At 70.0% G+C, this 22,306-nt stretch carries 21 protein-coding genes; 6 read left to right on the top strand and 15 right to left on the bottom strand.

The genetic code is table 11. The features are described 5' to 3' along the window. The first annotated feature begins 161 nt into the window (after positions 1-161). Positions 162-659, top strand: coding sequence for a GNAT family N-acetyltransferase (locus ACFQVD_RS13115; RefSeq protein WP_343974116.1), 498 nt, complete (start codon positions 162-164; stop codon positions 657-659). A 111-nt stretch (positions 660-770) separates the two neighbouring features. On the opposite strand, the gene ACFQVD_RS13110 is transcribed toward ACFQVD_RS13115, so the two are convergent. Both ACFQVD_RS13110 and ACFQVD_RS13105 read right to left on the bottom strand, forming a co-directional pair. Next, positions 771-1,334, bottom strand: coding sequence for a snapalysin family zinc-dependent metalloprotease (locus tag ACFQVD_RS13110; protein ID WP_343974119.1), 564 nt, complete (start codon positions 1,332-1,334; stop codon positions 771-773). A 64-nt stretch (positions 1,335-1,398) separates the two neighbouring features. Continuing rightward, positions 1,399-2,520 (bottom strand): S1 family peptidase, encoded by a 1,122-nt coding sequence (locus tag ACFQVD_RS13105; protein ID WP_343974122.1) that lies wholly within the window; start codon positions 2,518-2,520, stop codon positions 1,399-1,401. A 392-nt stretch (positions 2,521-2,912) separates the two neighbouring features. On the opposite strand from ACFQVD_RS13105, the gene ACFQVD_RS13100 reads away from it, so the two are divergent. Continuing rightward, the gene (locus tag ACFQVD_RS13100) at positions 2,913-4,109 is read left to right on the top strand and encodes a PP2C family protein-serine/threonine phosphatase (protein WP_343974177.1); all 1,197 of its coding nucleotides are present in this window, start codon (positions 2,913-2,915) and stop codon (positions 4,107-4,109) included. A gap of 18 nt (positions 4,110-4,127) precedes the next feature. Here the strand turns inward: ACFQVD_RS13100 and ACFQVD_RS13095 are convergent, their stop codons facing one another. From ACFQVD_RS13095 to ACFQVD_RS13080, 4 genes are all read right to left on the bottom strand, one after another. Further along, positions 4,128-4,946 carry an isocitrate lyase/PEP mutase family protein gene (locus ACFQVD_RS13095; RefSeq protein WP_343974125.1) on the bottom strand — a complete coding sequence of 273 codons (819 nt, stop codon included), beginning with the start codon at positions 4,944-4,946 and terminating at the stop codon, positions 4,128-4,130. A 171-nt stretch (positions 4,947-5,117) separates the two neighbouring features. After that, positions 5,118-5,462, bottom strand: a complete 345-nt coding sequence (locus ACFQVD_RS13090) for an RNA polymerase-binding protein RbpA (RefSeq protein WP_030904469.1) — start codon at positions 5,460-5,462, stop codon at positions 5,118-5,120. Between the two features lie 148 nt (positions 5,463-5,610). Next, a complete protein-coding gene (locus ACFQVD_RS13085; RefSeq protein ID WP_343974180.1) occupies positions 5,611-7,026 on the bottom strand; it encodes an MFS transporter in 1,416 nt (471 codons plus the stop codon). Between the two features lie 142 nt (positions 7,027-7,168). Continuing rightward, complete coding sequence (locus ACFQVD_RS13080) at positions 7,169-7,966, bottom strand: glycerophosphodiester phosphodiesterase (RefSeq protein ID WP_343974132.1); 798 nt, start codon at positions 7,964-7,966, stop codon at positions 7,169-7,171. A 241-nt stretch (positions 7,967-8,207) separates the two neighbouring features. Here ACFQVD_RS13080 and qcrB point away from each other — a divergent pair, with 241 nt between their 5' ends. Further along, complete coding sequence (qcrB, locus tag ACFQVD_RS13075; protein ID WP_343974135.1) at positions 8,208-9,899, top strand: cytochrome bc1 complex cytochrome b subunit; 1,692 nt, start codon at positions 8,208-8,210, stop codon at positions 9,897-9,899. A 3-nt stretch (positions 9,900-9,902) separates the two neighbouring features. Here the strand turns inward: qcrB and ACFQVD_RS13070 are convergent, their stop codons facing one another. From ACFQVD_RS13070 to ACFQVD_RS13050, 5 genes are all read right to left on the bottom strand, one after another. Beyond that, positions 9,903-10,460 (bottom strand): TrmH family RNA methyltransferase, encoded by a 558-nt coding sequence (locus ACFQVD_RS13070; RefSeq protein WP_343974138.1) that lies wholly within the window; start codon positions 10,458-10,460, stop codon positions 9,903-9,905. Between the two features lie 76 nt (positions 10,461-10,536). Continuing rightward, positions 10,537-11,151: a class I SAM-dependent methyltransferase gene (locus tag ACFQVD_RS13065; RefSeq protein WP_343974141.1), complete on the bottom strand. Its 615-nt coding sequence runs from the start codon at positions 11,149-11,151 to the stop codon at positions 10,537-10,539. 32 nt (positions 11,152-11,183) lie between these two features. After that, positions 11,184-12,131, bottom strand: coding sequence for a VWA domain-containing protein (locus ACFQVD_RS13060; protein ID WP_343974144.1), 948 nt, complete (start codon positions 12,129-12,131; stop codon positions 11,184-11,186). Beyond that, positions 12,128-13,189: a DUF58 domain-containing protein gene (locus ACFQVD_RS13055; RefSeq protein ID WP_343974147.1), complete on the bottom strand. Its 1,062-nt coding sequence runs from the start codon at positions 13,187-13,189 to the stop codon at positions 12,128-12,130. Before ACFQVD_RS13055 ends, ACFQVD_RS13060 begins: the two co-directional genes overlap by 4 nt. Positions 13,190-13,289: 100 nt before the next feature. Then, positions 13,290-14,294, bottom strand: a complete 1,005-nt coding sequence (locus ACFQVD_RS13050) for an AAA family ATPase (RefSeq protein WP_030904452.1) — start codon at positions 14,292-14,294, stop codon at positions 13,290-13,292. Between the two features lie 227 nt (positions 14,295-14,521). On the opposite strand from ACFQVD_RS13050, the gene ACFQVD_RS13045 reads away from it, so the two are divergent. The 3 genes from ACFQVD_RS13045 (at position 14,522) to ACFQVD_RS13035 (ending at position 18,003) form a co-directional block, all read left to right on the top strand. Further along, positions 14,522-15,286, top strand: a complete 765-nt coding sequence (locus ACFQVD_RS13045; RefSeq protein WP_343974151.1) for a hypothetical protein — start codon at positions 14,522-14,524, stop codon at positions 15,284-15,286. 524 nt (positions 15,287-15,810) lie between these two features. Beyond that, positions 15,811-17,469, top strand: coding sequence for a catalase (locus ACFQVD_RS13040; RefSeq protein WP_343974154.1), 1,659 nt, complete (start codon positions 15,811-15,813; stop codon positions 17,467-17,469). Positions 17,470-17,730: 261 nt separating this feature from the next. Beyond that, a complete protein-coding gene (locus tag ACFQVD_RS13035; protein ID WP_343974157.1) occupies positions 17,731-18,003 on the top strand; it encodes a WhiB family transcriptional regulator in 273 nt (90 codons plus the stop codon). On the opposite strand, the gene ACFQVD_RS13030 is transcribed toward ACFQVD_RS13035, so the two are convergent. The 4 genes from ACFQVD_RS13030 to bdeA form a co-directional block, all read right to left on the bottom strand. Further along, positions 17,996-18,946, bottom strand: coding sequence for a DUF72 domain-containing protein (locus ACFQVD_RS13030; RefSeq protein ID WP_343974160.1), 951 nt, complete (start codon positions 18,944-18,946; stop codon positions 17,996-17,998). The genes ACFQVD_RS13035 and ACFQVD_RS13030 overlap by 8 nt on opposite strands. A 48-nt stretch (positions 18,947-18,994) precedes the next feature. Continuing rightward, on the bottom strand, positions 18,995-20,044 hold the full coding sequence (locus ACFQVD_RS13025; protein WP_343974163.1) for an NAD-dependent epimerase/dehydratase family protein: 1,050 nt from the start codon (positions 20,042-20,044) through the stop codon (positions 18,995-18,997). A gap of 96 nt (positions 20,045-20,140) precedes the next feature. Beyond that, positions 20,141-20,944, bottom strand: a complete 804-nt coding sequence (locus ACFQVD_RS13020) for a DUF3152 domain-containing protein (RefSeq protein ID WP_343974166.1) — start codon at positions 20,942-20,944, stop codon at positions 20,141-20,143. Positions 20,945-21,155: 211 nt separating this feature from the next. Then, positions 21,156-22,100, bottom strand: a complete 945-nt coding sequence (gene bdeA / locus ACFQVD_RS13015) for a bis(hydroxyethyl) terephthalate hydrolase (RefSeq protein WP_386274312.1) — start codon at positions 22,098-22,100, stop codon at positions 21,156-21,158. Between the last annotated feature and the right edge of the window lie 206 nt (positions 22,101-22,306).

The raw sequence follows: 22,306 nt of genomic DNA, 5'->3' as shown, positions 1-22,306 counted from the left end.
CACCGCGGACATTGGTAAAAAATCCTATTTTACCTACCTTTTAAGTAGAGTTAAAGTTGTGAGAATGTGATGGCCTGGCGGGCGACGCCGGTCCGGGCCGGCGCCATGCGGAAGTTCCGGACGGTCCGTGACCGCGGGAACGGAGAGGAAGTGGGGCTGTTGTGACCGCGTTCGCGAAGGGAGCCGGCCTGGTCACGGTCAGGCCCGTTCCCTGGGACGACGGTGCGGCTGTGGCGCTGCGCCAGGCCATGACCGAGGAGATGGGCGCCCGCTACGCCGACCTGCTCGCCGCCACCCCCGGCCTGCTGCCCCGGGGCATGGACGTCGAGCCTGAGACCGTCGCCTACAGCGGGGTCGCGTACTCGGCGGAGGGGCTTCCCGTCGGGCACGTGGCGCTGCGCAGGCTCGGCGGAGAACTGGAGCTCAAGCGGATGTTCGTGGTCCCCTCGCATCGGGGCACCCGCGTGGCGCGAGCCCTGCTGGCCGCGGCGGAGGACGCGGCTCGCGCGCTGGGCGCGTCCCGGATCATCCTGCAGACCGGTGACCGCCAGCCGGACGCGGTGAGGCTGTACCGGAGGGAGGGATACACCCCTGTCCCGATCTTTCCTCCGTACGAACGGCTCGCGGGTTCCCACTGCTTCGAGAAACTCCTGTCGTGACCCATGGTCAGAGCCGGGGCTCCCGGCGAACACGAGCCGACACGCCTTCGCCGGCCCGGCCGATGGGTTCGGCCGGACCGGCGAGGTGCCCGTGGGTACCTGGATGATCAGCTAGGACGCCACGCGCTCCGGGCTGTCGACGTAGATCTCACCGAAGTCGATCGCCGGGGCGAACCCGGCGAAGTTCCGCTGGACTTCGGCCTTCTCCGCCGCGTTCGGGTAGGGGTTGGTGCAGTTCGTGCCCGCGCTCGCGCCGGACATCAGGTCCGTGCACCGGCCGGTGCGCCGGTCGGGCAGGCCCAGGATGTGGCCGATCTCGTGGGTGGCGATACGCAGCGGGTTGTGGCCCTCGGCGGTCGCCTGCCGTCCCATCCACACGGTTCCGCGGCCCAGGCTGGTGGGCTGCGCGCGAGGCCAGCCGTTGTCGGCGAGCACCACGAAGTCCGCCGGGCTGCCGGCCACCAGCCGCACGTTCGAGACGCTGGAGTTCCAAATCTGTGCCGCCTGATCCACGGCGGACCGGAACTCCGCGGCTCTGCTCGCGTCGTATCTGAGCACGCGTACGGCCGCCGTACGAGTGTCAGCCGCGTGGACGAGCGTGGCCTGGACGGGGATGGCCACCAGGAAGGCCAGTCCCAGGATGAGGGCGACACCGAAGCGAGTGATTCTAGACATTTCTAGCGGGCCTCCTCGGCCATCGGGGGGTTGCTCGCGGGGAGCAGCTGGTGAGGAGGCGGGGTCAGCCGGTGACGAGCGTCAGCCCGTACACCGAGAGGATCTCGTTGACCGGCTGGTGGTAGGTGGTGCCGCCGACGGTGCAGTTGCCCGAACCGCCGGAGGTGACGCCCTGGGCCTGGCTGCCGGAGATGTAGGAACCGCCGGAGTCGCCCGGCTGGGCGCACACGGTGGTGCGGGTCAGGCCGCTCACCGTGCCCTGCGAGTAGGTCACGCTGGTGTTGTGCTGGCTGATGACGCCGCAGCGCCAGCCGGTGGTCGAGCCGGAGCGGCAGATCGAGGCGCCGACCGAGGCCTGGGTGGAGCCGCGGACGATCACGTTCGCGCCGCCGGAACCGCGCACCCACGGCTGCACGGTGTGGCCGGGAGTGGCGACCCAGGCGTAGTCGTTGCCGGGGAACGACGAACCCTGGAAGGTGCCGGACGGGTTGGTGGTGGTGTTGCCGGCCCGGCCGCAGTGTCCCGCGGTCACGAAGCCGGGGGTGGTTCCCTTGCGGACGGAGAAGCCGATGCTGCACCGGCTGGAGCCGATGTAGTAGGCGAGGCCGCCGATGATGTTGGCGAAGGGCTGGGGCTTCTCGGCGGAGAGCGTCACCCGGACGGCGTTCTTGTCGACGCCCGCGGCGGAGACGAGGGCCTCGCCCGCGGCCTGGTCGCCGGTGAGGACGACGACGCTGTTGGTGGTGACGTCGACGTACCAGAGGGACGCGCCGGCCCTGGCCTCCGCGGAGGCCTGGTCGAGACCGTCCTTGACGGCGTTGAGTTCGGCCAGGGTCCGGCCGACGATCACGGGCTGCGCGCCCTTGGCCCTGATGGCGGCGGCGTCGGCGGCGTCGGTGGTGGCCACGGAGAGCTGGGAGGCGTCGCCGTTGAGCCAGGCACCGGCGTAGTCGGCGCCGAGTTCACCGCTCAGGGCGGACTCCGAGGCGGCCGCGCGCTGCTCGTTGGCCAGTCGCTGCACGGCCTGCTCGGCGGTGAGGCCGAGGTCGCGCTGGAGGGCCTCGAGCATCGCTGCCGGAGGCTGGGGGGCGAGGGGGGCGGGTGCTGCGGAGGCGGGCGCCACGGTGGCGGCCAGGTACAGGGCCACGGTGGTGGCTCCGGCCAGGAGGGTACCTCGACGTAACATGAACACTCCTTGTGAGGGGTGCTGTCAAGGTATTTGCGGGGCGCCCGTTAAGGGATCTCCCAAAAAATCCCTATCGCGATGTTATGGAGTCCTGATCACCGATGGCGGGAGTGATCGGCCCGGACACGATCTGGAGCACGTCTACCCGCACCGGCAGGCCGTGGCCCTGTGCGGGGGTGACTGACAGGCCGCCGGCGGATGCGGATCCCGGGGAAAGGGCCGGGTTGATCCCCTTCGCGGGGGTAGAGGTTCTTCTGAAGGCGTCGGATGAGCCGTTCGTGTTCGGCGTCCGGCGCGGACCGGGGTCTCGAGGAGTCGCCGTGGACGGATCCACACCATCCACGCCGCAGGTGGGCTGCAACGACGTGGGGCCTCACCGGGGACGGGCGAGAATGCTCGCGGGACTTGTCGAGGCCAGCCATCTGAGCACGGTGGAGCGGCTGCCGTCCCTCGTTGAGGAGCACGCCGCGCATGTCGGTCTGTACGACGTGCTGATCTACCTGGCCGACCTGCAACAGGATGTGCTGCGCCCTCTGACCGGCCGGGGCGAGAGCGCCGAGCGGGAGCCGGCCGAACTGCGGATCGACGGAACGCTGGCGGGACGTGCCTTCCAGGAGATGCGCGTGCTGCCCGGCGCCGGTGCCGCGGGCGAGGGGGGACGATGGTGGGTGCCGCTGCTGGACGGCACGGAACGCCTCGGGGTGCTGCGCGTCAGTGCCCGGCCGGACACCGACGGCGACCGGTCGCAGGAGGACATGCGGCACCTGGCGTCCGTGGTCGCGCTGATGCTGGTGAGCAAGCGTTCCCAGAGCGACTCCTATGCCCGGCTGGTGCGGACCCGGCCGATGAACGTCGCCGCCGAGATGCAGTGGAACCTGTTGCCGCCGCTCACCTTCGCCAGCGAGAAGGTGATCATCGGTGCCGCGCTCGAACCGGCGTACGAGCTCGGCGGCGACGCCTTCGACTACGGGCTGGACGGCGAAGCCGTCCACCTGGCGGTCTTCGACGCGATGGGCCATGACGCGTCGGCCGGGCTGACCGCCAACCTCGCGGTGGCCGCCTGCCGCAACCAGCGCCGCCAGGGGGCCGGCCTCGTCCGGGTCAGCGAGGGGATCGAGGAGGTGCTGATCAAGGAGTTCGGCCAGGGCAACCGTTTCGCCACGGCCATTCTGGCCGACCTGAACATGCGCACCGGAGTGTTCGCCTGGGTCAACCGGGGTCATCACCCGCCGGTGGTGATCAGAGGGGGGCGATGGGTCACCACCCTGAGATGCCCGCCCGCCCACCCGCTGGGCCTCGGACTCGGACTGCCGGTGACCCTGTGCAGGGAGCAGCTGGAGCCAGGCGACCGCGTGCTCCTCTACACCGACGGCATGGTCGAGGCCCGCGACCGCGCGGGCAGGGAGTTCGGTCTGGCGCGCTTCGTCGACTTCATCATCCGGCACAACGCCGACGGCCTGCCCGTGCCGGAGACCCTGCGCCGCCTGGTCCGCAGCGTGCTGAAACACCACGACGGCAGGCTCCAGGACGATGCCACGGTCCTGCTGGTGGAGTGGTGCGGCGGAGCCGAGGGCAAGCTCAGCCTCTGAGCCCGGCGGGGCGCCGGATCAGAGCGCGGGGGAGTAGGGGCTCTCACCGTCCCGGATCGCGGTGAGCATCCGGGCCGTGTACGCCTGCACGGCCTTGTGCAGGCCGTGGCCGAAGCTCACCCGGGCCACCCCGAGGGAGGCCAGCTCGCCGAGCGACGGCGTACCCGGACGGAACAGGATGTTGATCGGCCCCTCGATCCGCTCGGCCAGTGCGCGGACGGCCTCGGCCTCGGCCGCGAAGATCGGGTAGACGCAGTCGGCGCCCGCCTCCAGGTAGCGGCGGCCCCGCCGCACCGATTCGGCCAGCCGCTCCCCGGCGTCTCCCGTGCCGTTCATGTAGGTGTCGATCCGGGCGTTGATCACCAGGTCCACGCCGGCGTCGGCCGCGGCGGACCGGACGGCGCCCAGGAAGGCCGCCTGCTCGTCGACGTCGACCATGGCACCGGTGCGCGGATCGGAATCCTCCAGGTTGCAGCCGGAGGCCCCGGCGGCGGCGAGCCGCTCGACCAGTTCGGCGGGCTCCAGCCCGTAGCCGCGTTCCATGTCCGCGGTGACGGGCAGGCCGACCGAGCGGCTGATCCTGGCGATCGCGGCCAGCATCTCCTCGACGGGTGTCTCCTCACCGTCGTCGTAGCCGAGCACCGGGGCGACGGCGGCGCTGCCGGTGGCGATCACCGGGAACCCCTCGGCCTCGACGGCACGTGCCGACGCGGCGTCCCAGACGTTGGGCACCACCAGCGGTCGGCCCGGCACGTGCAGCGCCCGGAGCGCCGCGGCTTTCTCACCGGCCGTCGTCGAGGTGGTGCCGGTGGTCTCTCTGCTGGTCTGAGTGGTCATGGAAATGACCTTAGGGAGAAAGCGAACCGACCCCAAGGACCAATTCCGCACTAATCGGCTGAGCCACTTCGCGCCCCGGTCGTCACCGGGGCAGCGGAGAAGGCAGTGGAGAAGACGGAGACCTTCGGCCCCCTGGTCAGGGGGCCGAAGGTCTCCGTCCCTTCGAATCCGTCAGGCGCTCTTGCGGCGCTGGGCGCGTAGAATCGCCAGGCGCTCGTTGAGCACCTCCTCCAGGTCCTCGATCGTGCGGCGCTCCAGCAGCATGTCCCAGTGCGTACGCGGGGGCTTGGCCTTCTTGGCCTCCGGCACCTCGCCGTCCACCCGGAGGGCGGTCGCACCGCACATGCGGCACTCCCAGGTCGCCGGGATCTCGGCCTCAGCGGCAAGCGGAACGTCGAATCGATGGCCCTTCGGGCAGGTGTAGGACACCTCCTGGCGCGGGGCCAGATCGGTGTTGCGGTCGTTCTCGTAGCTGGTCGCCCCGAGCCGGGTACCGCGTAGCGCACGCTCGCCCATGTCTGAATGCCTCCTGAGGGCCCCGTCGTGAGGGGTTCGTCTCCCACGGCGTACAACGCTTGATACCGTGTGTGGATTCCCACAGACAGCGTGATCCAATCGCACGTTCTTGACCCGGTCTGTGAAGGAACCCTTTTCCGGAGCGTTCTCAGAGGCGTTCCGGCACCTGGTTTCCGGCCGCCCTGATGGCCTTGGGCAGGTCGATGAGGGCGAGCAGCACGAAACCGAGCACGAAGAAGATCACCAAAGAGACGATGCCCAGGCGATAGCTGTCGGTCAGCTGGAGCGCCAGGCCGAGGGTGAACGACCCGAGGAACGTCGAGCCCTTGTCGCTGATCTCGTACAGGCTGTAGTACTCCGCCTCCTTGCCCCGCGGGATCACATGTGAGAACAGTGACCGCGACAGTGCCTGCGTCCCGCCCATCACGATCGCGATGGCGAATCCCAGCGCGAAGAAAGGCCCGGCCGACCCCTTGGGCAGGAAGTAGGCCACGGCCACCACGGCGACCCAGGCGATCAACGCGACCATCACGACCCGCTTGGCCCCGTAGGAGGCGGCGAGCCGGCCGAGCAGCAGCGCCCCGAAGAAGGCCACGAACTGCACCATCAGGATCGCCGCGATCCGCACCTCCTGGCCAAGACCGAGCTCCTTGTCGGCATAGGTGGCCGAGAAGGAGATGACGGTCTGCACGCCGTCGTTGTAGATGAGATAGGCGACCAGGAAGCCCAAGGTCAGCGGGTAGCGCCGTAGCTCCCTGATGGTGCGGCCCAGCTGGCGGAAGCTGCCCGTCACGGCCTGGGCGGTCGTCTCGGTGCCGGGGGCGAGCGCCCGCCGGTTGCGCAGCCGCAGCAGCGGGATGACGGTGAACCCGCCCCACCACAGGCCCGCCGAGGCCAGGGCGATGCGCACCGCTTCGGCCTCGGTGACGCCGAAGGACCTGTGCTTGAGGAAGAGCACCAGGTGGAAGGCGAGCAGCAGGCCGCCGCCGAGGTAGCCGAAGCCCCACCCCTGGGCGGAGACCCGGTCGCGCTCGTCCGCCGTGGCGATCTCCGGCAGGAACGAGTTGTAGATCACGAACGCGGCGGCGAAGGCCACGTTGGCCACCAGGAACAGCGCGCCGCCCAGCAGGTAGCGTCCGTCGGCGACGAACCAGAAGCAGAGGGTGGCGCCGGCGCCGAGGTAGGCGAACAGCCCCATGAGCTCCTTCTTGCGGCCGGTGTGGTCGGCCAGGGCGCCCGCCACGGGCATCAGGATGATCTGCAGGATGGCCGCGGTGCCCACCACGAAGGAGTAGTAGGCGCTGGGCCGCACGTCGAACCCGAGCACGTCCACGTAGGGGCGACCCTGGGCGGCGGTCTCCGCGATCGTCGTCAGGTAGGGGCCGAGGAAGACCGTCAGGACGGTGGTGGGGAAGGCGGAGTTCGCCCAGTCGTAGAAGTACCAGCCGCGCTGTTCGCGGCGGCGGGCCTGGGGGGTTTCCTCGACGACCTGTTCGGAGGTCATGGGGGTCCTCGGTTCGCTGGGGGGCGGGGGGCAGGGGCGCTCGCGCGGTCGTGCGTTCAGGTCGCCACGAGAGGGCAGGCGCGTGGTGGCCGGGCCGGTGCTCTCGCGGGGTCCCGCCTGTCCCGGCGGTCACGCGCCCGCACGCCACTCATCTCACCCGGGCGGCTCATGTGACTCACGCGGTTCACGCGGTTCACGCGGTTCATGCGGCGAGACGGCCGGGGTGCCACTGACCACGGGCCTCCAGCACGTCGCGCAGCCCGGAGATGTTGTCGGTCATCAGGCCGTCCACGCCCGCGTCGAGTAGGCGTTCCATCACCCCGGTGTTGTTGACGGTCCACACGTGGACCTGCATGCCGAGCGCGTGCGCCGTGCGGACCAGGGCGGGCGTGGTGATCCGCAGGCCGCGGAAGCCCACCGGCACCTGCGCGCACGGTACCCCGGCGCGGGCCAGGCGGGCGAGCAGCCGGCCGTATCCGGAGGTGGTGGCGGCGGCGCGCAGGGCCGCCACGCCGCGTGGTCCGAGCGAGGAGCACACCTCGCGACCGATCGCGGCACGGGCGCGGGCGAGTCGCTCCTCGGAGAAGGAGGTGAGGCAGATCCGGTTGTGGGAGGCGGTCCGCCTGACCGTCTCGGCGAGCGGCGCGATGGCCGCCGCCTCCTTGACGTCGATGTTGAAACGCGCCTCGGGCCACGAGCCCAGCAGGTCCTCCATCAGCGGGATCTCGTCCACGCCGCCGATCCGTGCCTCGCGCACCAGCCGGTACGGCAGCGCGGCGATCCGTCCCCGGCGATCGGTCACCCGGTCCAGCGTGTGGTCGTGGAAGGCCAGGAGCACTCCGTCGGAGGTGGCGTGCGCGTCGGTCTCCAGGTAGGTGTAACCGAGCTCGACGGCCCGCTCGAAGGCGGCGAAGGTGTTCTCCCTTCCCTCGGCCGCCCCGCCCCGGTGGGCGAAGGCGAGTGGGGCGGGATGGTCGAGGAAGGCATAACGACGCTGCACGTGCAGGAGTATGCCCCCTGTGAGCAGGGCTCGCCATCGCGGGCAGGTGAACATTTGGGTCACAAGACCACGGAACCGGACCGATCGGCGAGTCTTTGCCTCGGCTTGTTCATCGGCTTGTTCATCACCATGGATGATGAAAAACACCTGGTCGTCCACGGCAGACCTCGCCGTTTCAGCTGGTTCTCGGTTCACGGGAGCACGACGTCGAGACCGAGGTCCACGAGAACGGAGGCCGCGCATGAGCACCGGGAGCATTCCGAAGCCCGTGGCGGGCGTCAGCGGGTTCGTCGACGACCGCCTCGGCGCCGCCTCCTTTCTCAAGCGCAACATGCGGAAGCTCTTCCCCGACCACTGGACGTTCCTGCTCGGCGAGATACCGCTCTACTCGTTCGTCGTCCTGCTGCTGACCGGCGTGTTCCTGACGTTCTTCTTCAGGCCCACCATGGGCGAGATCGTCTACGACGGCTCCTATGGCCCGCTGCGGGGCATCATGATGTCCGAGGCGTACGCCTCGACGTTGAACATCAGCTTCGACGTGCGCGGTGGCCTGCTGATGCGGCAGATGCACCACTGGGCCGCCCTGCTGTTCGTCGCCGGGATGATGGCGCACATGCTCCGGATCTTCTTCATGGGCGCCTACCGCAAGCCCAGGGAGCTGAACTGGGTGATCGGCGTGCTGCTGCTGATGCTGGCCCTGGCCGAGGGGCTGACCGGCTACTCCCTGGCCGACGACCTGCTCTCCGGTGTCGGCCTGCGGATCACCGCGGGCACGATGATCTCGTTTCCGGTGATCGGCACCTGGCTCACCTTCTTCCTCTTCGGCGGCCAGTATCCCGGCGAGGACATCATCTCCAGGTTCTACTCGATACACATCCTGCTCCTGCCGGGCGTCCTGCTGGCGCTGATCACCGCCCACCTGATGCTCACCTGGGTGCTGAAGCACACGCAACTGCCGGGCAAGGGCCGCACCAACGACAACGTGGTGGGCGGGCCGACGTACCCCTCCTTCATGGCCAAGTCGGGCGCCTTCTTCATGTTCACCTTCGGGGTCATCGCGCTGCTGGGCACCTTCGCGCAGATCAACCCGATCTGGTTGTACGGTCCCTACACCCCGGCCAACATCTCGGCTGGTTCGCAGCCCGACTTCTATCTGGCGTTCCTGGACGGCGCGCTCCGCCTGATGCCCTCCTGGGAGATCAACTTCCTGGGCTTCACGCTGCCGATGAGCGTGCTGATCCCGGCGCTGGTGCCGGCGGGCATCATCATGACGGGCCTGGCGCTGTATCCGTTCATCGAGTCGTGGGTCACCGGGGACCGCCGCGAGCACAATGTGGTGGACCGTCCCCGGAACAACCCGCACCGCACCTCGATCGGCCTGGCCGCGATCACGTTCTACGGGATCCTGTGGCTGATAGCCTCGAACGACGAGATCGCCGCGTTCTTCCACCTCTCGCTGAACATGCTGACCTACACCGGCCGCGTCATGATCTTCCTGGGGCCGGCCCTGGCCTACTACATCACCTACCGGATCTGCCTGGGCCTGCAGCGCCGCGACGCCGCGCAGATCGGCCACGGCGTGGAGACCGGCGTGATCAAGCGTCGGCCGCTGGGCGACTACATCGAGGTGCACGTCCCGCCCAACGAGGGCATCGAGGCCCTCATCCGGGGCAAGAGGCCGATCCCGACCATCTCCACGGCCGTCGAGGACGAGGAGGGGATCCCCGCGGCCAAAAAACACCGCCGGCTCGCCAGGCTTCGCGCCAGGATGAGCAGGGTCTACGGGGGCGAGAAGGTCCCGCTCGACGGTGCCCGGGGGCACGACGGGCAGAGGCCGGACGGGCAGGGAGCCGAAGGGCGCGCGGCCATCGGTTCGGGCACCGGTTCGGGCACCGGTTCGGGCACGGAGGAGAGCGGGCGCCCGAACCGATGACGGTCAGTCCTCCGGCAGCGCCCTGCCCGACCACTCCTGGCGGCGGACCTCCGCCACCGCGATCGCCGCCGCGACCGAGACGTTGAACGAGCCGACCCGGCCCACCTGCGGGATGTAGCAGACGCCGTCGACGGCCTCCAGCAGCGCGGGGGAGCATCCGTGGTCCTCGCTGCCCACCACCAGGCACACGTCGCCGTCCAGTTTGGCCTCGGACAGAGGCACCGCGTCGCCGGTCAACTCCACCGCGACCACGGTGAACCCGTCGTCCCTGGCCGCCCGTACGGCCTCCAGGACGGGCACCGGCTCCTCCCAGGCCACCAGGCGGTCGGTGCCCAGCGCGGTCTTCTGCGCCTTTGGGTTGGTCGGCGGGGTGGCGTTGCCCGCCAGCCAGATCCGCTCCACCCCGAAGGCGGCGGCCGTGCGGAAGATGGAACCGACGTTGAACGGGCCGGTCACCGACTCCAGGATCAGTGCGAGCCGCCCCTCGGTGTTTCTTCGCCAGGTGCGGTTGAGGCGCTTGACATCGGTCGGGCGCAGCTGCCTGCGCGGGTTCGCCGTCATCGGTCGTTCACCGTTCCTCGTCGTTCCTCGTTCGTCTCTCGGGCGGCTCGTGTCCCGCCCGCCGGGATGACCGTGCTCACCGCGCCGGGTCCGCCTGCGACCTGGCCTGCACCCGGAGGATCCGGTACGCCGAGCGGGAGGCCACCCGCTCGGTGGGCCAGCCCCGCTCGTTCAGCCAGCGCTGCAGGGAGTCCGAGCCCAGGTGCTTCTGGACCACCAGGTGGGCGACGCCGTCGGGGGCGAGGCGTGACAGCCAGCGGGTCAGCATCTCGTGCATCGCGGCCTTGCCGATGCGGATCGCCGGATTGGACCAGATGGCGGAGAACCGCACCTGGGGCGGAACCTCGTCGACGTGCATCGCCCTCACGTTGCCGAGGGAGGCGGACCTGGCGTTCCTGGCGCACAGCTCCACGGACCTGCGGTTGACGTCCACCGCCCAGACCGTCGCCTCGGGGGCGCGCGAGGCCATCGTCAGCGCGATCGGCCCGTAACCGCAGCCCAGGTCGAGCAGGTCGCCGCCGGACGGCGGAGGAGGCACGCTCTCCAGCAGGATCCGGGTGCCCACATCGACGCGCTCGGCGGAGAAGACCCCGCTGTCGGTCTCCAGCTTCAGGTGAAGGTCGGGGAGCACGAGCGTGACCGAGCCGGGACGGTCGGCGGTCTCGGGACGCTCCTCGAAGTAATGTGCCACGTCGTAGAACGTTACCAATGGCGGGGACCCGCTCAGGGCAGCCGCGACCCCAGCAGCAGGGCCACCCCGGCGGTCACCAGCCCGGTCAGGACCGCCGCCACCACGAACCACTGGGTGACCTCCTGGTTGACCGTCCGGTAACCCAGCGAGGTGCCGATCTGCTCGTACACCTCCCGCAGCTGGCTGCCGGACTCCGCCTCGTAGGCCCGGCCGCCGGTGCCGTCCGACAGGGTCTGCAGCGTGGTCTTGTTCACCGGCACGTTCACGTCGCGCCCGTCGATCGAGACGGTGCCCTCCTGGGTGCCGTAGGCGATCGTGGAGACCGGCACGCGCGAGCTCATCGCCGACTCGATCGCCTCCGCCACCGAGCGGCCGGAGGTGTTGTCGCCGTCGGACAGCAGTACGATCGCCGCGGGCGGGGGGTCGGTCACCGCCCGCTGGTCGAAGGAGCGCAACGAGTCCAGGGAGCTGAACACCGCCTCGCCGATCGCGGTGCCCGCACGGGTGCTCAGGTTGCCCAGGGAGGTGTTCACCGCCTGGTGGTCGGTGGTGGGGGAGACCACGACGGAGGCGGAGCGGGCGAAGGCGACCAGCCCGACGTTGAAGCGTTCCGGCAGGTCCGCGACGAACTTCTGGGCCGCCTCCTTGGCTGCGGCGATCCGGTTCGGCTGGACGTCGTCGGCCTCCATCGACAGCGAGACGTCCAGCGCGATGATGATCGTCGCGCGGTCGCGGGGAATCCGTACCGAATCGGCGGGACGGGCCGAGCCCACGATCAGCAGGCCCATCATGACGAGGAACAGCAGCGGGGCGACGTGCCGCCGCCAGCCGGGCTCCGAGGGGGTCACCAGCGTCAGCAGCGGCAGGTTGGTGAAGCGCAGCGCGTAGCGGCGCCGGGCGAACTGGGCGGCCACGTAGCCCGCCACGAGCAGCGCCAGCGCGGCGAACAGCCACAGCCAGGCCGGAGAGAGGAAAGTCACCGTGTCGCTCCCGACCTCGGGTGCCTATGGGTCAGGTACGCCATGCGCCGCTGCCGCAGTACGAACTGGGCGATGTCGAAGACCCAGTCGCGGTCGGTGCGCAGCACCAGGTGGGCCACCCCGCAGCGGCGCAACGCCGTCTGGTTGGCCGCCCGCTGCGCGGCGGCGGCTTCCGCGTACGCCCGGCGGACCTTGGGCGTGAGCTGGATCTGGCGGCTTCGCCCCGACTCCGGGTCGGTCAGGTTGACCAGTCCGACCGCCGGCAGCTCCAGCTCGCGGGGGTCGATCACCTCGACGGCCATCACCTGGTGGTGAGCGGCCAGCCTGCGGATCGGCCGCTCCCAGGGCAGCTCCAGGGTGGGATCGAGCGTGGGTTCGGGGTCGAGAAAGTCGGAGACGATCACTCGCAGGCCGCGCCGTCGCCGTGCCGAGGCCATCACCTCGATCGCCTCGGCCAGGTCGGGGGCGTCGATGACGGCACGACCCCTGGGAGCCTCCATCAGCGAGTGCAGCAGGCCGTACAGCGCCGGGCGGCCGCTCCTGGCGGGCATCCGGTGGACGTACTCGTCGTGCAGGACGTACGTGCCGAAGCGGTTTCCGATCCGGCCCGCCAGGAAGCCGATCGCCCCGATGGCGGCCACGACCAGGTCCCGCTTCTCCATGTCGGCGGTGCCGAAGTCCATGCTGGGCGACAGGTCGGCCAGCGCCCAGGTCTCCAGCTCCCGGTCGGCGACCAGGTCGCGCACGTGCGGGACCGTCGTGCGGGCGGTCACCGCCCAGTCCATCCGCCGGATGTCGTCCTCGCCGGGCACGTAGACCCGGCTGTCGCCGAACTCGCTGCCAGGACCGGGAAGAAGCCCCTGGTAGGCACCCTGTAGCAACCCGTCCAGGCGCCGTACGATGGTGAGCTCCAGCCGCCGCAGTGCCTGCTCGGCAGTGCCGATTGCGACGCTGCGCGTCGCGGTGAGGCCGCTCTTACCCGGCTCCTTCCCTGCTACCGGCGACGCTGCGCGTCGCGGTGAGGCCGCTCTTACCCGGCTCCTTCCCTCGTCGTTCATCCGCTTCGCTCCTTCACTCCTCAGTCCAGTCCCCGGCGCGGCCTCACGGAAGTCCCTCAGTCCAGGTATGGGCACGTCCCCACGCCGCTTTCTGAGGTGGTCACCGGGGGCCCTGGTTCCAGACGACGAGGGGGGGCGGAACGGCGGCGAGGATCTGGCGGATCACGTCCTCGGGATCGATCCCGTCCGCCAGGGCGTCGAAGGTGAGCATCAGCCGGTGGGACATCACGTCCACCGCCACGTCGCGGATGTCGTCGGGGAGCAGGTAGTCGCGGCCCCGCAGCAGCGCCAGGCCACGTCCCGCCGCGACCAGGCCGAGGGTGGCCCGGGGGCTGACACCGATCTCGATGTTCTCCTCCAGCCCGGCCAGGCCGTAGTCGGCGGGGGAGCGGGTGGCCATCACGAGCCTGACCACGTAATCGGCGACGAGCTGGTGCACCGAGACCTGATCGGCCATCGACTGCAGCGCGGCCAGCCGCGCGGGGTCGAGCACCGCCCTGGGCGTCGGCGGCGTGACGCTCATCCGGTGCAGGATCTCCAGTTCCTCGTGGGCGCTGGGATGGGCGACGCGGACCTTGAACAGGAACCGGTCGCGCTGGACCTCGGGGAGGGGGTAGACGCCCTCGGACTCGATCGGGTTCTGGGTGGCCAGCACGATGAACGGCCTGGGCAGCGGGTGGGTCTCCCCGGCCAGGGTCACCTGCCGCTCGGCCATGACCTCCAGCAGCGCCGACTGCACCTTGGCCGGGGCACGGTTGATCTCGTCGGCGAGCAGGAAGTTGACGAACACCGGGCCGAGCTCGACGTCGAAGACCTCGCGGGAGGGGTGGTACACCCGGGTGCCCACGATGTCACTGGGGACCAGGTCGGGGGTGAACTGGATACGGGCGAAGGCGCCGCCGACCACGGTGGCCAGCGTCGAGGCGGCCAGGGTCTTGGCCACGCCCGGTACACCCTCCAGCAGGCAGTGGCCACGGGCGAGGAGCGCCACGAGCAACCGCTCCACCATGTGCTCCTGCCCGACGATGACCCGCCGGACCTCGGTCAGGGCGTCGCGCAGCAGTCCGGTGTCGATCTCGCTCGGCAGTTCTTCTGCGACGGTCATGTCGATATTCCATCACGTCCGGCAAGGGAACCGCCGGGTCGACCCGGCGGTGAATCGCCTCCCTCGTCATGCTTCTCGTGTTCGAGACGGCCGGTGCCCGTCTCGGCCGAGGGAGGCGAGCAGCCGGCTTCTCGGGTGGGGAGGTCCCCCGAGCCCGGTGGCGGCCCGTGCGGCGTGCCCGATCTCGTCACCCGTGCGGCATGGGGTGATCGGCCGGGTGTGCTTTCATGTCAGACGTGGCCACTCCGCTCCAGTATGGCGACCCGCCCCAGCTGGGACCCTTCGTCGTGCAGGCACGTCTGCGGGTGGGGCCCGCCGGGCTGGTCTATCTCGGGCTCGCCCCCGACGGCAGGGCCGTCTCGGTCGCGGTGCTGACCAGGGGAGCCGCGCTCGACCCGGCGGCCCGCGACCGCTTCGTCACCGGTGTCCGTGACGCGGCGGCCAGCCGTTCCGGTGTCCGCGGCTGGATGGCCAGGGCGACCCGCGGGCGCACCGCGGTGGCCGACACGGTTCCGCAGGTGCTGGCCATGGACGGCGGGAGCGCCCCGTGGGTGGCCACGCCGTACGAGCCCGACAGGGCGGGAGCGGAGCGGTTCCTCGAACCGGTGCTGGTCAGCGGAACGCTGATCGGCGAGCAGCACGGCCCCGACTTCGCGCCGCACTGGGTGGGCGACCGCTCGCCCGCGCTGCCCGCGCCGCCCAAGGACGCGCCGCCGCCGACCGAGACCCGCCGGGCCGTGATCGCCGCGGGGGTCGTGCTGACCCTGCTGCTCGTGTTGCTGGCCGTGACGGTCTGGCTCCTGCTGCGCAAGGAGGACGATTTCCGGCCGCCGCCGAGGCCGCTTCCGCCCACGGTGTTCGTGCCGACCCCGCCCCCGATCCCGGCGACGCCGGATCCCGGCCGGCCCACTCCTTCGCCGTCGCCGAGCCGGAGCGGGACCGGTACCCCCGGCCCTGAGCAGGGCGACGAGAACGAGGGCGAGCCGATCTAGGAGGGCGCCGTGAGGCCGCGCCGGGGACTGGACCGAGGAGCGAAGGAGCGAAGCGGATGAGCGACGAGGGAAGGAGCCGGGTCCCAGCGGCCGAACCGCGACGCGCAGCGTCGCAAATGGCTCGTGAGGCCGCGCCGGGGACTGGACCGAGGAGTGCCCGTGAGGCCGCGCCGGGGACTGGACCGAGGAGCGAAGGAGCGAAGCGGATGAGCGACGAGGGAAGGAGCCGGACAAGAGCGGCCTCACCGCGACGCGCAGCGTCGCCGACAACACGGAGCGAAGCGGATGAGCGACGAGGGAAGGAGCCGGACAAGAGCGGCCTCACCGCGACGCGCCGGCGTCGCCATAGGCACGGCGACGCCATAAGAACGCCGAGCCGCTGTCCGGCCGTTTAAATTGCCATCCTTCTTTGTGAAGATTCTTCTCTTTGTCGCTATAAAACGCCCTCTGTCGGATAAGGGGGACCGTGTACCGATATGAAGTGGTACGCCGAACGTGACCGCGGCAGGGAAGGAATCGTCATCATGACGGATGTGTCGAGCGTGGGGCCCCAGCCGGGCGATGACCGCCCGATTCTGACCAACCGGCAGGGGCACCAGGTCTACGACAACCAGAATCAGCGCACGGTCGGCGCGAGGGGTCCGGCCACGCTGGAGAACTACCAGTTCCTGGAGAAGATCAGCCACTTCGATCGCGAGCGCATCCCCGAGCGGGTGGTCCACGCCCGAGGGACGACCTCCTACGGTTACTTCGAGGCCTACGGCACGTTCGGTGACGAGCCGATCAGCCGCTACACCCGGGCGAAACTCTTCCAGGAGCCCGGAAAGCGGACCGATGTGGCAGTCCGGTTCTCCACCGTGATCGGTGGCAGGGACTCCTCCGAGGCCGCCCGCGACCCGCGCGGGTTCGCGGTGAAGTTCTACACCGAGGACGGCAACTGGGACCTCGTCGGCAACAACCTGGGGGTCTTCTTCATCAGGGACGCCATCAAGTTCCCCGATGTGATCCACTCGCTCAAGCCGGACCCGGTGACGTTCAGGCAGGAACCCGGCCGGATCTTCGACTTCATGTCACAGACGCCGGAGAGCATGCACATGCTCGTCAACCTGTTCAGCCCGCGCGGCATCCCGGCCGACTACCGGCACATGCAGGGATTCGGGGTCAACACCTACAAGTGGGAGAACCAGGAAGGCGACAGCCGTCTGGTGAAGTACCACTGGATCCCCAAGCAGGGCGTGCGCAGCATGACCGCCGAGGACGCCGCGGCCGTACAGGCACTGGACCTCGGACACGCCACCAGGGACCTGCACGAGGCGATCGAGCGGGGTGACTTCCCCGAGTGGGAGCTGCGGGTGCAGATGATGAGCGACGACGACCACCCCGAGCTGGACTTCGACCCGCTGGACGACACCAAGGTGTGGCCGGAGAACGAGTTCCCGCCCATGCCGGTCGGCAGGATGGTGCTGAACCGCAACGTGGCCAACAACTTCGCCGAGAACGAGCAGATCTCCTTCGGGACCGGTGTCCTGGTCGACGGCCTCGACTTCTCCGACGACAAGATGCTGGTGGGCCGTACGTTCTCCTACAGCGACACCCAGCGCCACCGGGTGGGGCCCAACTACCTGCAGCTCCCGGTCAACCAGGCCAAGCACGCCGAGGTGCGCACCAACCAGCGCGACGGGCAGATGACCTATTTCGTCGACGGCCAGGGCGAGAACCCGCACGTCAACTACGAGCCGTCCATCACCGGGGGGCTCAGGGAGGGGCAGTACCCCACCTACGACGAGCAGGGGCCGGTCATCTCCGGGAGGCTGACCCGCAAGCGCATTCCGCGTACCAACGACTACACCCAGGCAGGCCAGCGCTACATGCTCATGGAGCAGTGGGAGCGCGACGATCTCGTGCGGAACTTCGTCGACCTGCTCTCCCAGGCCTCGCGCCCCGTCCAGGAGCGGATGGTCTGGCACTTCCTGATGGTCGAGGACGACCTCGGGCTCAGGGTGGGGGAGGGGCTGGGCATCAGCCCCGGGGACGTCTCCCACCTGAAGCCGTTGGTCGGCCAGGACCTGACGGACGAGGACCGCGAGCGGCTGTCCAAGCTGGGCAAGAACGGGCCGCGCGACGTGACCGGCCTGAAGATGACGCACTGCGTGCCCGACGAGCGGGCACGGGTGGAGCGGTAGTAACCGGTCGCCGGGCCGGGGTGCGCGCCCCGGCCCGGCGGGAGCGGCGGTCGCCGGGCCCCGGAGCGCGCGGGGATGGTCAGGCCGTCGGGCACCGCCGGGGTCGGGCCCGTTGATCGGGATTTCCCTTAACGGAAGAGACCATCGGTCAAAATCACCCGATTTTTCCGCTTAAAAGGTATGAGTGCCACTACAGCGGGCACGCGATCCTCAACCTGAGCTGCCAGTATCTGAGCCGTTCTCACTCCCAATTGGATCGCCATGCCTGTTAAGAGCAACGTTATTCCGATCATCAGCTGGTCCCGCCGCTCCTCCTGCCTCAGCGAGGATCCCGAACTCTTCTTTCCGGTGTCCTACGAGGGGCCGGGTCGTGAACAGTACGAGCGCGCCAGAGCCGTGTGCCGCCGCTGCCCGGTGCGCGGGCGTTGTCTGGAGTACGCGTTGAACACCCAGCAGATGGACGGCGTGTGGGGAGGCACCACCCCCGACGAGCGCAGGGCCACCATGACCAGGGCGAGGCGCCAGGTCAGGTAGCGGTGCCCCGGAACCGGTCGGCCGTCCGGGCCTCGTCCTGCCCGTCCTGTTCGCCGGGCTCGCCCGCCTCTTCGACGAGCGCGCCGAACCTGGCGGCGTTGCGCTGGGCGTTGTCCCGGCAGCAGTTGTTGAAGAGCACGTGGGTGACCTCGGCCTGTGCGGCGAGCTCTCTGATCCTGACCGCCCAGTGCTCGAGTTCCGCCTCCGAGTACAGGTAGGCGAAGCGCTCGTCGATGTTCTTGCTGGTCCACCTGCCGGAGTGCCCATGCAGCCGTACCACGGCGAGGCCGGAGGTCGCGGCCAGGACCGGCGGGATCGACGAAGGATGCCCCTGGGGCATGTCGACCCCCACGTAGGCGAGATCGTGTTCGGCGAGGAAGGCCAGGGTGTCCTCGCGGTTCTCCTCGTCCATCCAGGTGTGGTTGCGGAACTCGACGCTGATCCGCATCGGCGCGCAGCGCCGGGCGCACTCCAGGATGTGGCGCCTGTTGTTCTCCCCGATCGGGAACCACGGCGGGAACTGGAAGAGCACCGCTCCCAGCCTGCCCGCCTCGTGCAGCGGTTCCAGCGCGCTGAGGAATCGCCGCCAGACCTCGTCGACGATCTCCGGCGGCACGTCTTTGAGGTAGAGGTTGTGCTCCGGCGGTGCGCCGAGTCTCTCCCGCAGGTCCCGGTAGAGGGCGGCAGGCCGGGTGGGGTGCCCGGTCAGCAGGGAGAACGCCTTGACGTCGAAGGTGAACCCCGGACGGGTGCGGTCTCGCCAGGACTCCACGGTGCTCTGCGACGGCGGGTGGTAGTAGGTGGCGTCCACCTCGGCGATCGGAAACCTCGACGCGTAGTAGGCCAGTCGCTTCGCCGGGGTGGAGGCGTCACCGGGATACCAGCCCGACTCCAGCAGCGATCGGTGCGTCCACGAGGCGGTGCCCACGAGGATCCTGCTCATGCCCGCGTCCCTCCTGACGATTCCGGCGGTCCCGTCGCCGCGTGGTCTCTACGGCCTCGCGCCGACGCCGCCGGCCAACTCGCCCAGGCGTCCGGGCCCTCCGGTGCGCGGTGAGAGTGGCGGGGTGTCCATACCTTCGGCGTCGCGCAGTCCCGAGAACAGCTCGCTCATCGCCTCCAGCGCCGTGTGCCGCGGCTGCCAGCCCAGCTCGGCATGGGCGCGGCCGGTATCCATGATCGGCATTCTGAGCACCAGGTCGACCAGGCCCGGTGAGGCGGGTACCAGCCTCAGGTGCCAGGCCGCGGCGGCCGCGCTCCTGAGCGCCCAGCCGGAGACGGGCACCAGCCGGGCGCCGAGCAGATCGGCCAGCACCGAGGGCTCGATCACCGGGCCGGCCGCGATGTTGAAGGCACCCGACACCGGACGGGTGACCGCCAGCCGGTAGGCCTCGCCGACGTCGGCGCTGTGCACCACCTGGAAACGGAGCCCGGGGGTGTCGGGCACGAGAGGGATCAGGCTCGGCCGCAGCAGCCGCTGCGGCACGAACGGGCCGCCGAACAGTCGCCGCTGCTCAACCGCCGCCTCCCGCTTGAAGGTGAATCCCGGCCGCAGCCGCACGACCCTGATCTGTGGGTGGTCGCGTTCGAACGTGTCGAGTACCCGTTCGAGGTAGGCCTTCTCCCTGCCGTAGGCGGCGCCGGGCCAGCCGTGGGTCGGCCAGTCCTCGGCGACCGCTCGGTCCTTGCGCGCGGAGGAGTAGGCGCCGACCGAGGAGGCGTGCACGAGCGTGGAGACGCCCGAGCGCGCGGCGGCCTCGAAGACCCTGATACCGCCGAGGACGTTGTTCCGCCAGGTGGTCACCGGGTCACGGGTGGGCTGGAACAGCCACGCCAGGTGGATGACCGCGTCGGCCCCCTCCAACTGCGGCGCCAGGTCGCCGGTGGTGATGTCCACGGCCCGCCAGGTGGTCTTGGGCGGCTGCCAGGCCGGCGGCCTGCGGGCCAGGCCCACGATGGATGTGATGTCGGGATCGGCGGCAAGGGCGGACACCACGCTGGTGCCCACGTTTCCGGTCGCGCCGACTATGGCTACTCGCATGTCTACCGGGTGCCCGGGGAGAGGCCGGTGAATCTTCTCCCGTCACGGCTTTGCCGTACGTGGTGGTTCACCGGCCGCACATGACCGCCGTGCCGGTCAGCGGCGGGGTGACGGCCAGGGGTTGGGGCGGCAGCCGTACAGGGACTTGGTCTGCTGGAGCATCACCGGGGCCCGCCGGCCGGGGCCGGGGCAGGACACGTGGCCGTGGCCGAGGCCGTGCCCGACCTCGTGGCTGATGACGTACTCGCGGTAGGAGGCCACGTCACGGCCGTAGCCTCGTGCCCCGGTGTTCCAGCGGACCGCGTTGATGATCGCGCGCTCGCCGTTCCAGCAGGACAGCGTGCCGTTGGTCCGCATCGGCAGGCAACGCCGGTCGGCGGTCTCCGGGCTGCTCAGCGAGACCCTGAGCTTCACCGGGCCGCGCGCCACCCGTTTGAACCGGTACCCCCAGCCGCGCGGGTCGTTGAGGATCCGGTGCACCTCGGAGGCGAACTCCTCCACCTCGAACGGCAGGCCCCGCTCGACCTCCACCGCGTACCGGATGACCCTGCCCTTGCCCCTGGGAGGTCTGGCCTCGCCGGGGGCGACGGCGTAGCGGCCCTTGGCCGCCCGGGGCACCTTCATCCTCAGCGGCTGCTGCCGACCGTTGGCCAGCAGGAGCGGCTCCTTGACCGGGCCAGAGGGGTCGGCCGTCCCCCGAGGCTGCGGTGGCGGGGTCGGTGTCACCGGTGTCACGGGTATCTGGGGCAGGGCGGCGTCCGGGGGTGGGGGAATATCGGGAACGGCTTCGAGGTGACCGCTCAGCAGGGTGACCGCTCCGGCCGTGAAGGTGGCCACGACGCTGAACGCGAGAAGCCACATAACGGTCTTGGAGTCACGTCGACTTTCGTTCCTGGACATAGTCCGTAAACCCTATTGCCCCCCGGCGGTAACTGATCAAACCGGGGGAAAATCCATCAGATGATGGCATCTCAGGGAGCCCCGCGGTGGGTACGCCGACGGCGGCCGCGTGCGGCGGCCGCCGTCGGATCAGGGGGTTCGCGGTCGCGGGCCGCCGCCGGTGCCGTGCTTCGACGGCGGCCCGGTGACGGCCCGGTGGTGGTCCGGTGTCCTAGGAGTGCGGGCAGGTGTCCTGGTACTCGGAGATGTTCCGGTCACCCCGGGGCGCGGGGCACAGGAACTGCTCGTAGCGGGTGTCGTTGTCGACGAACCGCTTCAGCCACGAGATGCTGTACTTGGCGATCGTCGTGTTGGAGCTGTTGGGCGCGAAGTGGCTGGCGCCGTCGAGCTCCAGGTAGGCCTTCTCCGAGGAGGCCGGGATGCTGTTGTAGAACGGCTTGGAGTGCAGGCTCACCGAGGCGATGCTGTCGTTCTCCGCGCCGACGATCAGCGTCGGGACCCGGATGCCCGACCAGCTCTTGGTCAGGTGCCACGCGGTCAGCGGGACGGCCGCCTGCAGCTGCGGTCGGCTGTTGGCGGCCTCCAGAGTGCCGCCGCCGCCCATCGAGTGCCCCATCACGCCGAGCCTGCCGGCGTCGACCCGGCTGGCCGCCGAACTGCTCTGCACCAGGTAGTCGAGCGCGGCCAGCAGTTGCCTGCCGCGGCTGGCGGGCTGGTCGGAGGTGGTGATGGTGTCGATGTTGAAGACCACGAAACCGTGGGAGGCCAGCCGCGAGGCGAGCCAGGCCATGCTCGACTTGCTCGCGGTGTAGCCCGGGGCGATGGCTATTCCGCCGAAGGTCCCCTCGCTGGTGGACGTCGGGTAGTAGATCGTCCCTCCGCCGAAGCCGGTCACCCGGAGCGAGGAGACGTTGGTCTCCGCGATCGCGAACGGCCCTCTGACCGCCTCGATGCTGGCGTTGGTCGGGTCGGGGCCGCGGTCGTACGGGCCTGCGGCGGCGGCCTGTGCGGCGGGGGCCGCGACGGCCTGCGCGGCGGGCGCGAGGCCCCCGCCGGTGCCGAGCAGAGCGAGTGCGAGGGTCAGCGTGGCGACAGTCGTCGCCCGGCGGGACCGCCTGGGCGCGCGGGCCTGGGGGGTGGTGCGGTACGGCTGCACGTTGCTGTACTCCGTTCCTGTGGGGGGAACCAGGGCGATACGGTGGTCGGGTCGACAACCGTTCGTCGCGCGCCGGTCCGCCGCCGGAGGCGGCGGCACGGTCAGCGCCACCAGGTGACCCCTCGGGTTTCTGACAGTCGCCACTTTCTCGTTGTCAGGCCGGAAGTGCATCGGTGAAATCACCCGTACTGCATCGCACCCGTGAA

This window comes from Streptosporangium amethystogenes subsp. fukuiense (assembly GCF_042665875.1).
Taxonomy (GTDB): domain Bacteria; phylum Actinomycetota; class Actinomycetes; order Streptosporangiales; family Streptosporangiaceae; genus Streptosporangium; species Streptosporangium fukuiense.
Note: the sequence above shows the minus strand (reverse complement) of the source record. Positions and strands in the feature narration are given on the sequence as shown.

Bases quoted from the DNA above. Each gene is read 5' to 3' on its own strand.
- qcrB (WP_343974135.1), top strand. From the start codon at position 8,208: ATGAGCACCGGGAGCATTCCGAAGCCCGTGGCGGGCGTCAGCGGGTTC.
- ACFQVD_RS13095 (WP_343974125.1), bottom strand. From the start codon at position 4,946: ATGACCACTCAGACCAGCAGAGAGACCACCGGCACCACCTCGACGACG.
- ACFQVD_RS13030 (WP_343974160.1), bottom strand. From the start codon at position 18,946: ATGAGCAGGATCCTCGTGGGCACCGCCTCGTGGACGCACCGATCGCTG.
- ACFQVD_RS13070 (WP_343974138.1), bottom strand. From the start codon at position 10,460: ATGACGGCGAACCCGCGCAGGCAGCTGCGCCCGACCGATGTCAAGCGC.
- ACFQVD_RS13020 (WP_343974166.1), bottom strand. From the start codon at position 20,944: ATGTCCAGGAACGAAAGTCGACGTGACTCCAAGACCGTTATGTGGCTT.
- ACFQVD_RS13045 (WP_343974151.1), top strand. From the start codon at position 14,522: ATGTCAGACGTGGCCACTCCGCTCCAGTATGGCGACCCGCCCCAGCTG.
- ACFQVD_RS13090 (WP_030904469.1), bottom strand. From the start codon at position 5,462: ATGGGCGAGCGTGCGCTACGCGGTACCCGGCTCGGGGCGACCAGCTAC.
- ACFQVD_RS13110 (WP_343974119.1), bottom strand. From the start codon at position 1,334: ATGTCTAGAATCACTCGCTTCGGTGTCGCCCTCATCCTGGGACTGGCC.
- ACFQVD_RS13025 (WP_343974163.1), bottom strand. From the start codon at position 20,044: ATGCGAGTAGCCATAGTCGGCGCGACCGGAAACGTGGGCACCAGCGTG.
- ACFQVD_RS13050 (WP_030904452.1), bottom strand. From the start codon at position 14,294: ATGACCGTCGCAGAAGAACTGCCGAGCGAGATCGACACCGGACTGCTG.
- ACFQVD_RS13035 (WP_343974157.1), top strand. From the start codon at position 17,731: ATGCCTGTTAAGAGCAACGTTATTCCGATCATCAGCTGGTCCCGCCGC.
- ACFQVD_RS13040 (WP_343974154.1), top strand. From the start codon at position 15,811: ATGACGGATGTGTCGAGCGTGGGGCCCCAGCCGGGCGATGACCGCCCG.
- ACFQVD_RS13100 (WP_343974177.1), top strand. From the start codon at position 2,913: ATGCTCGCGGGACTTGTCGAGGCCAGCCATCTGAGCACGGTGGAGCGG.
- ACFQVD_RS13055 (WP_343974147.1), bottom strand. From the start codon at position 13,189: ATGAACGACGAGGGAAGGAGCCGGGTAAGAGCGGCCTCACCGCGACGC.
- ACFQVD_RS13105 (WP_343974122.1), bottom strand. From the start codon at position 2,520: ATGTTACGTCGAGGTACCCTCCTGGCCGGAGCCACCACCGTGGCCCTG.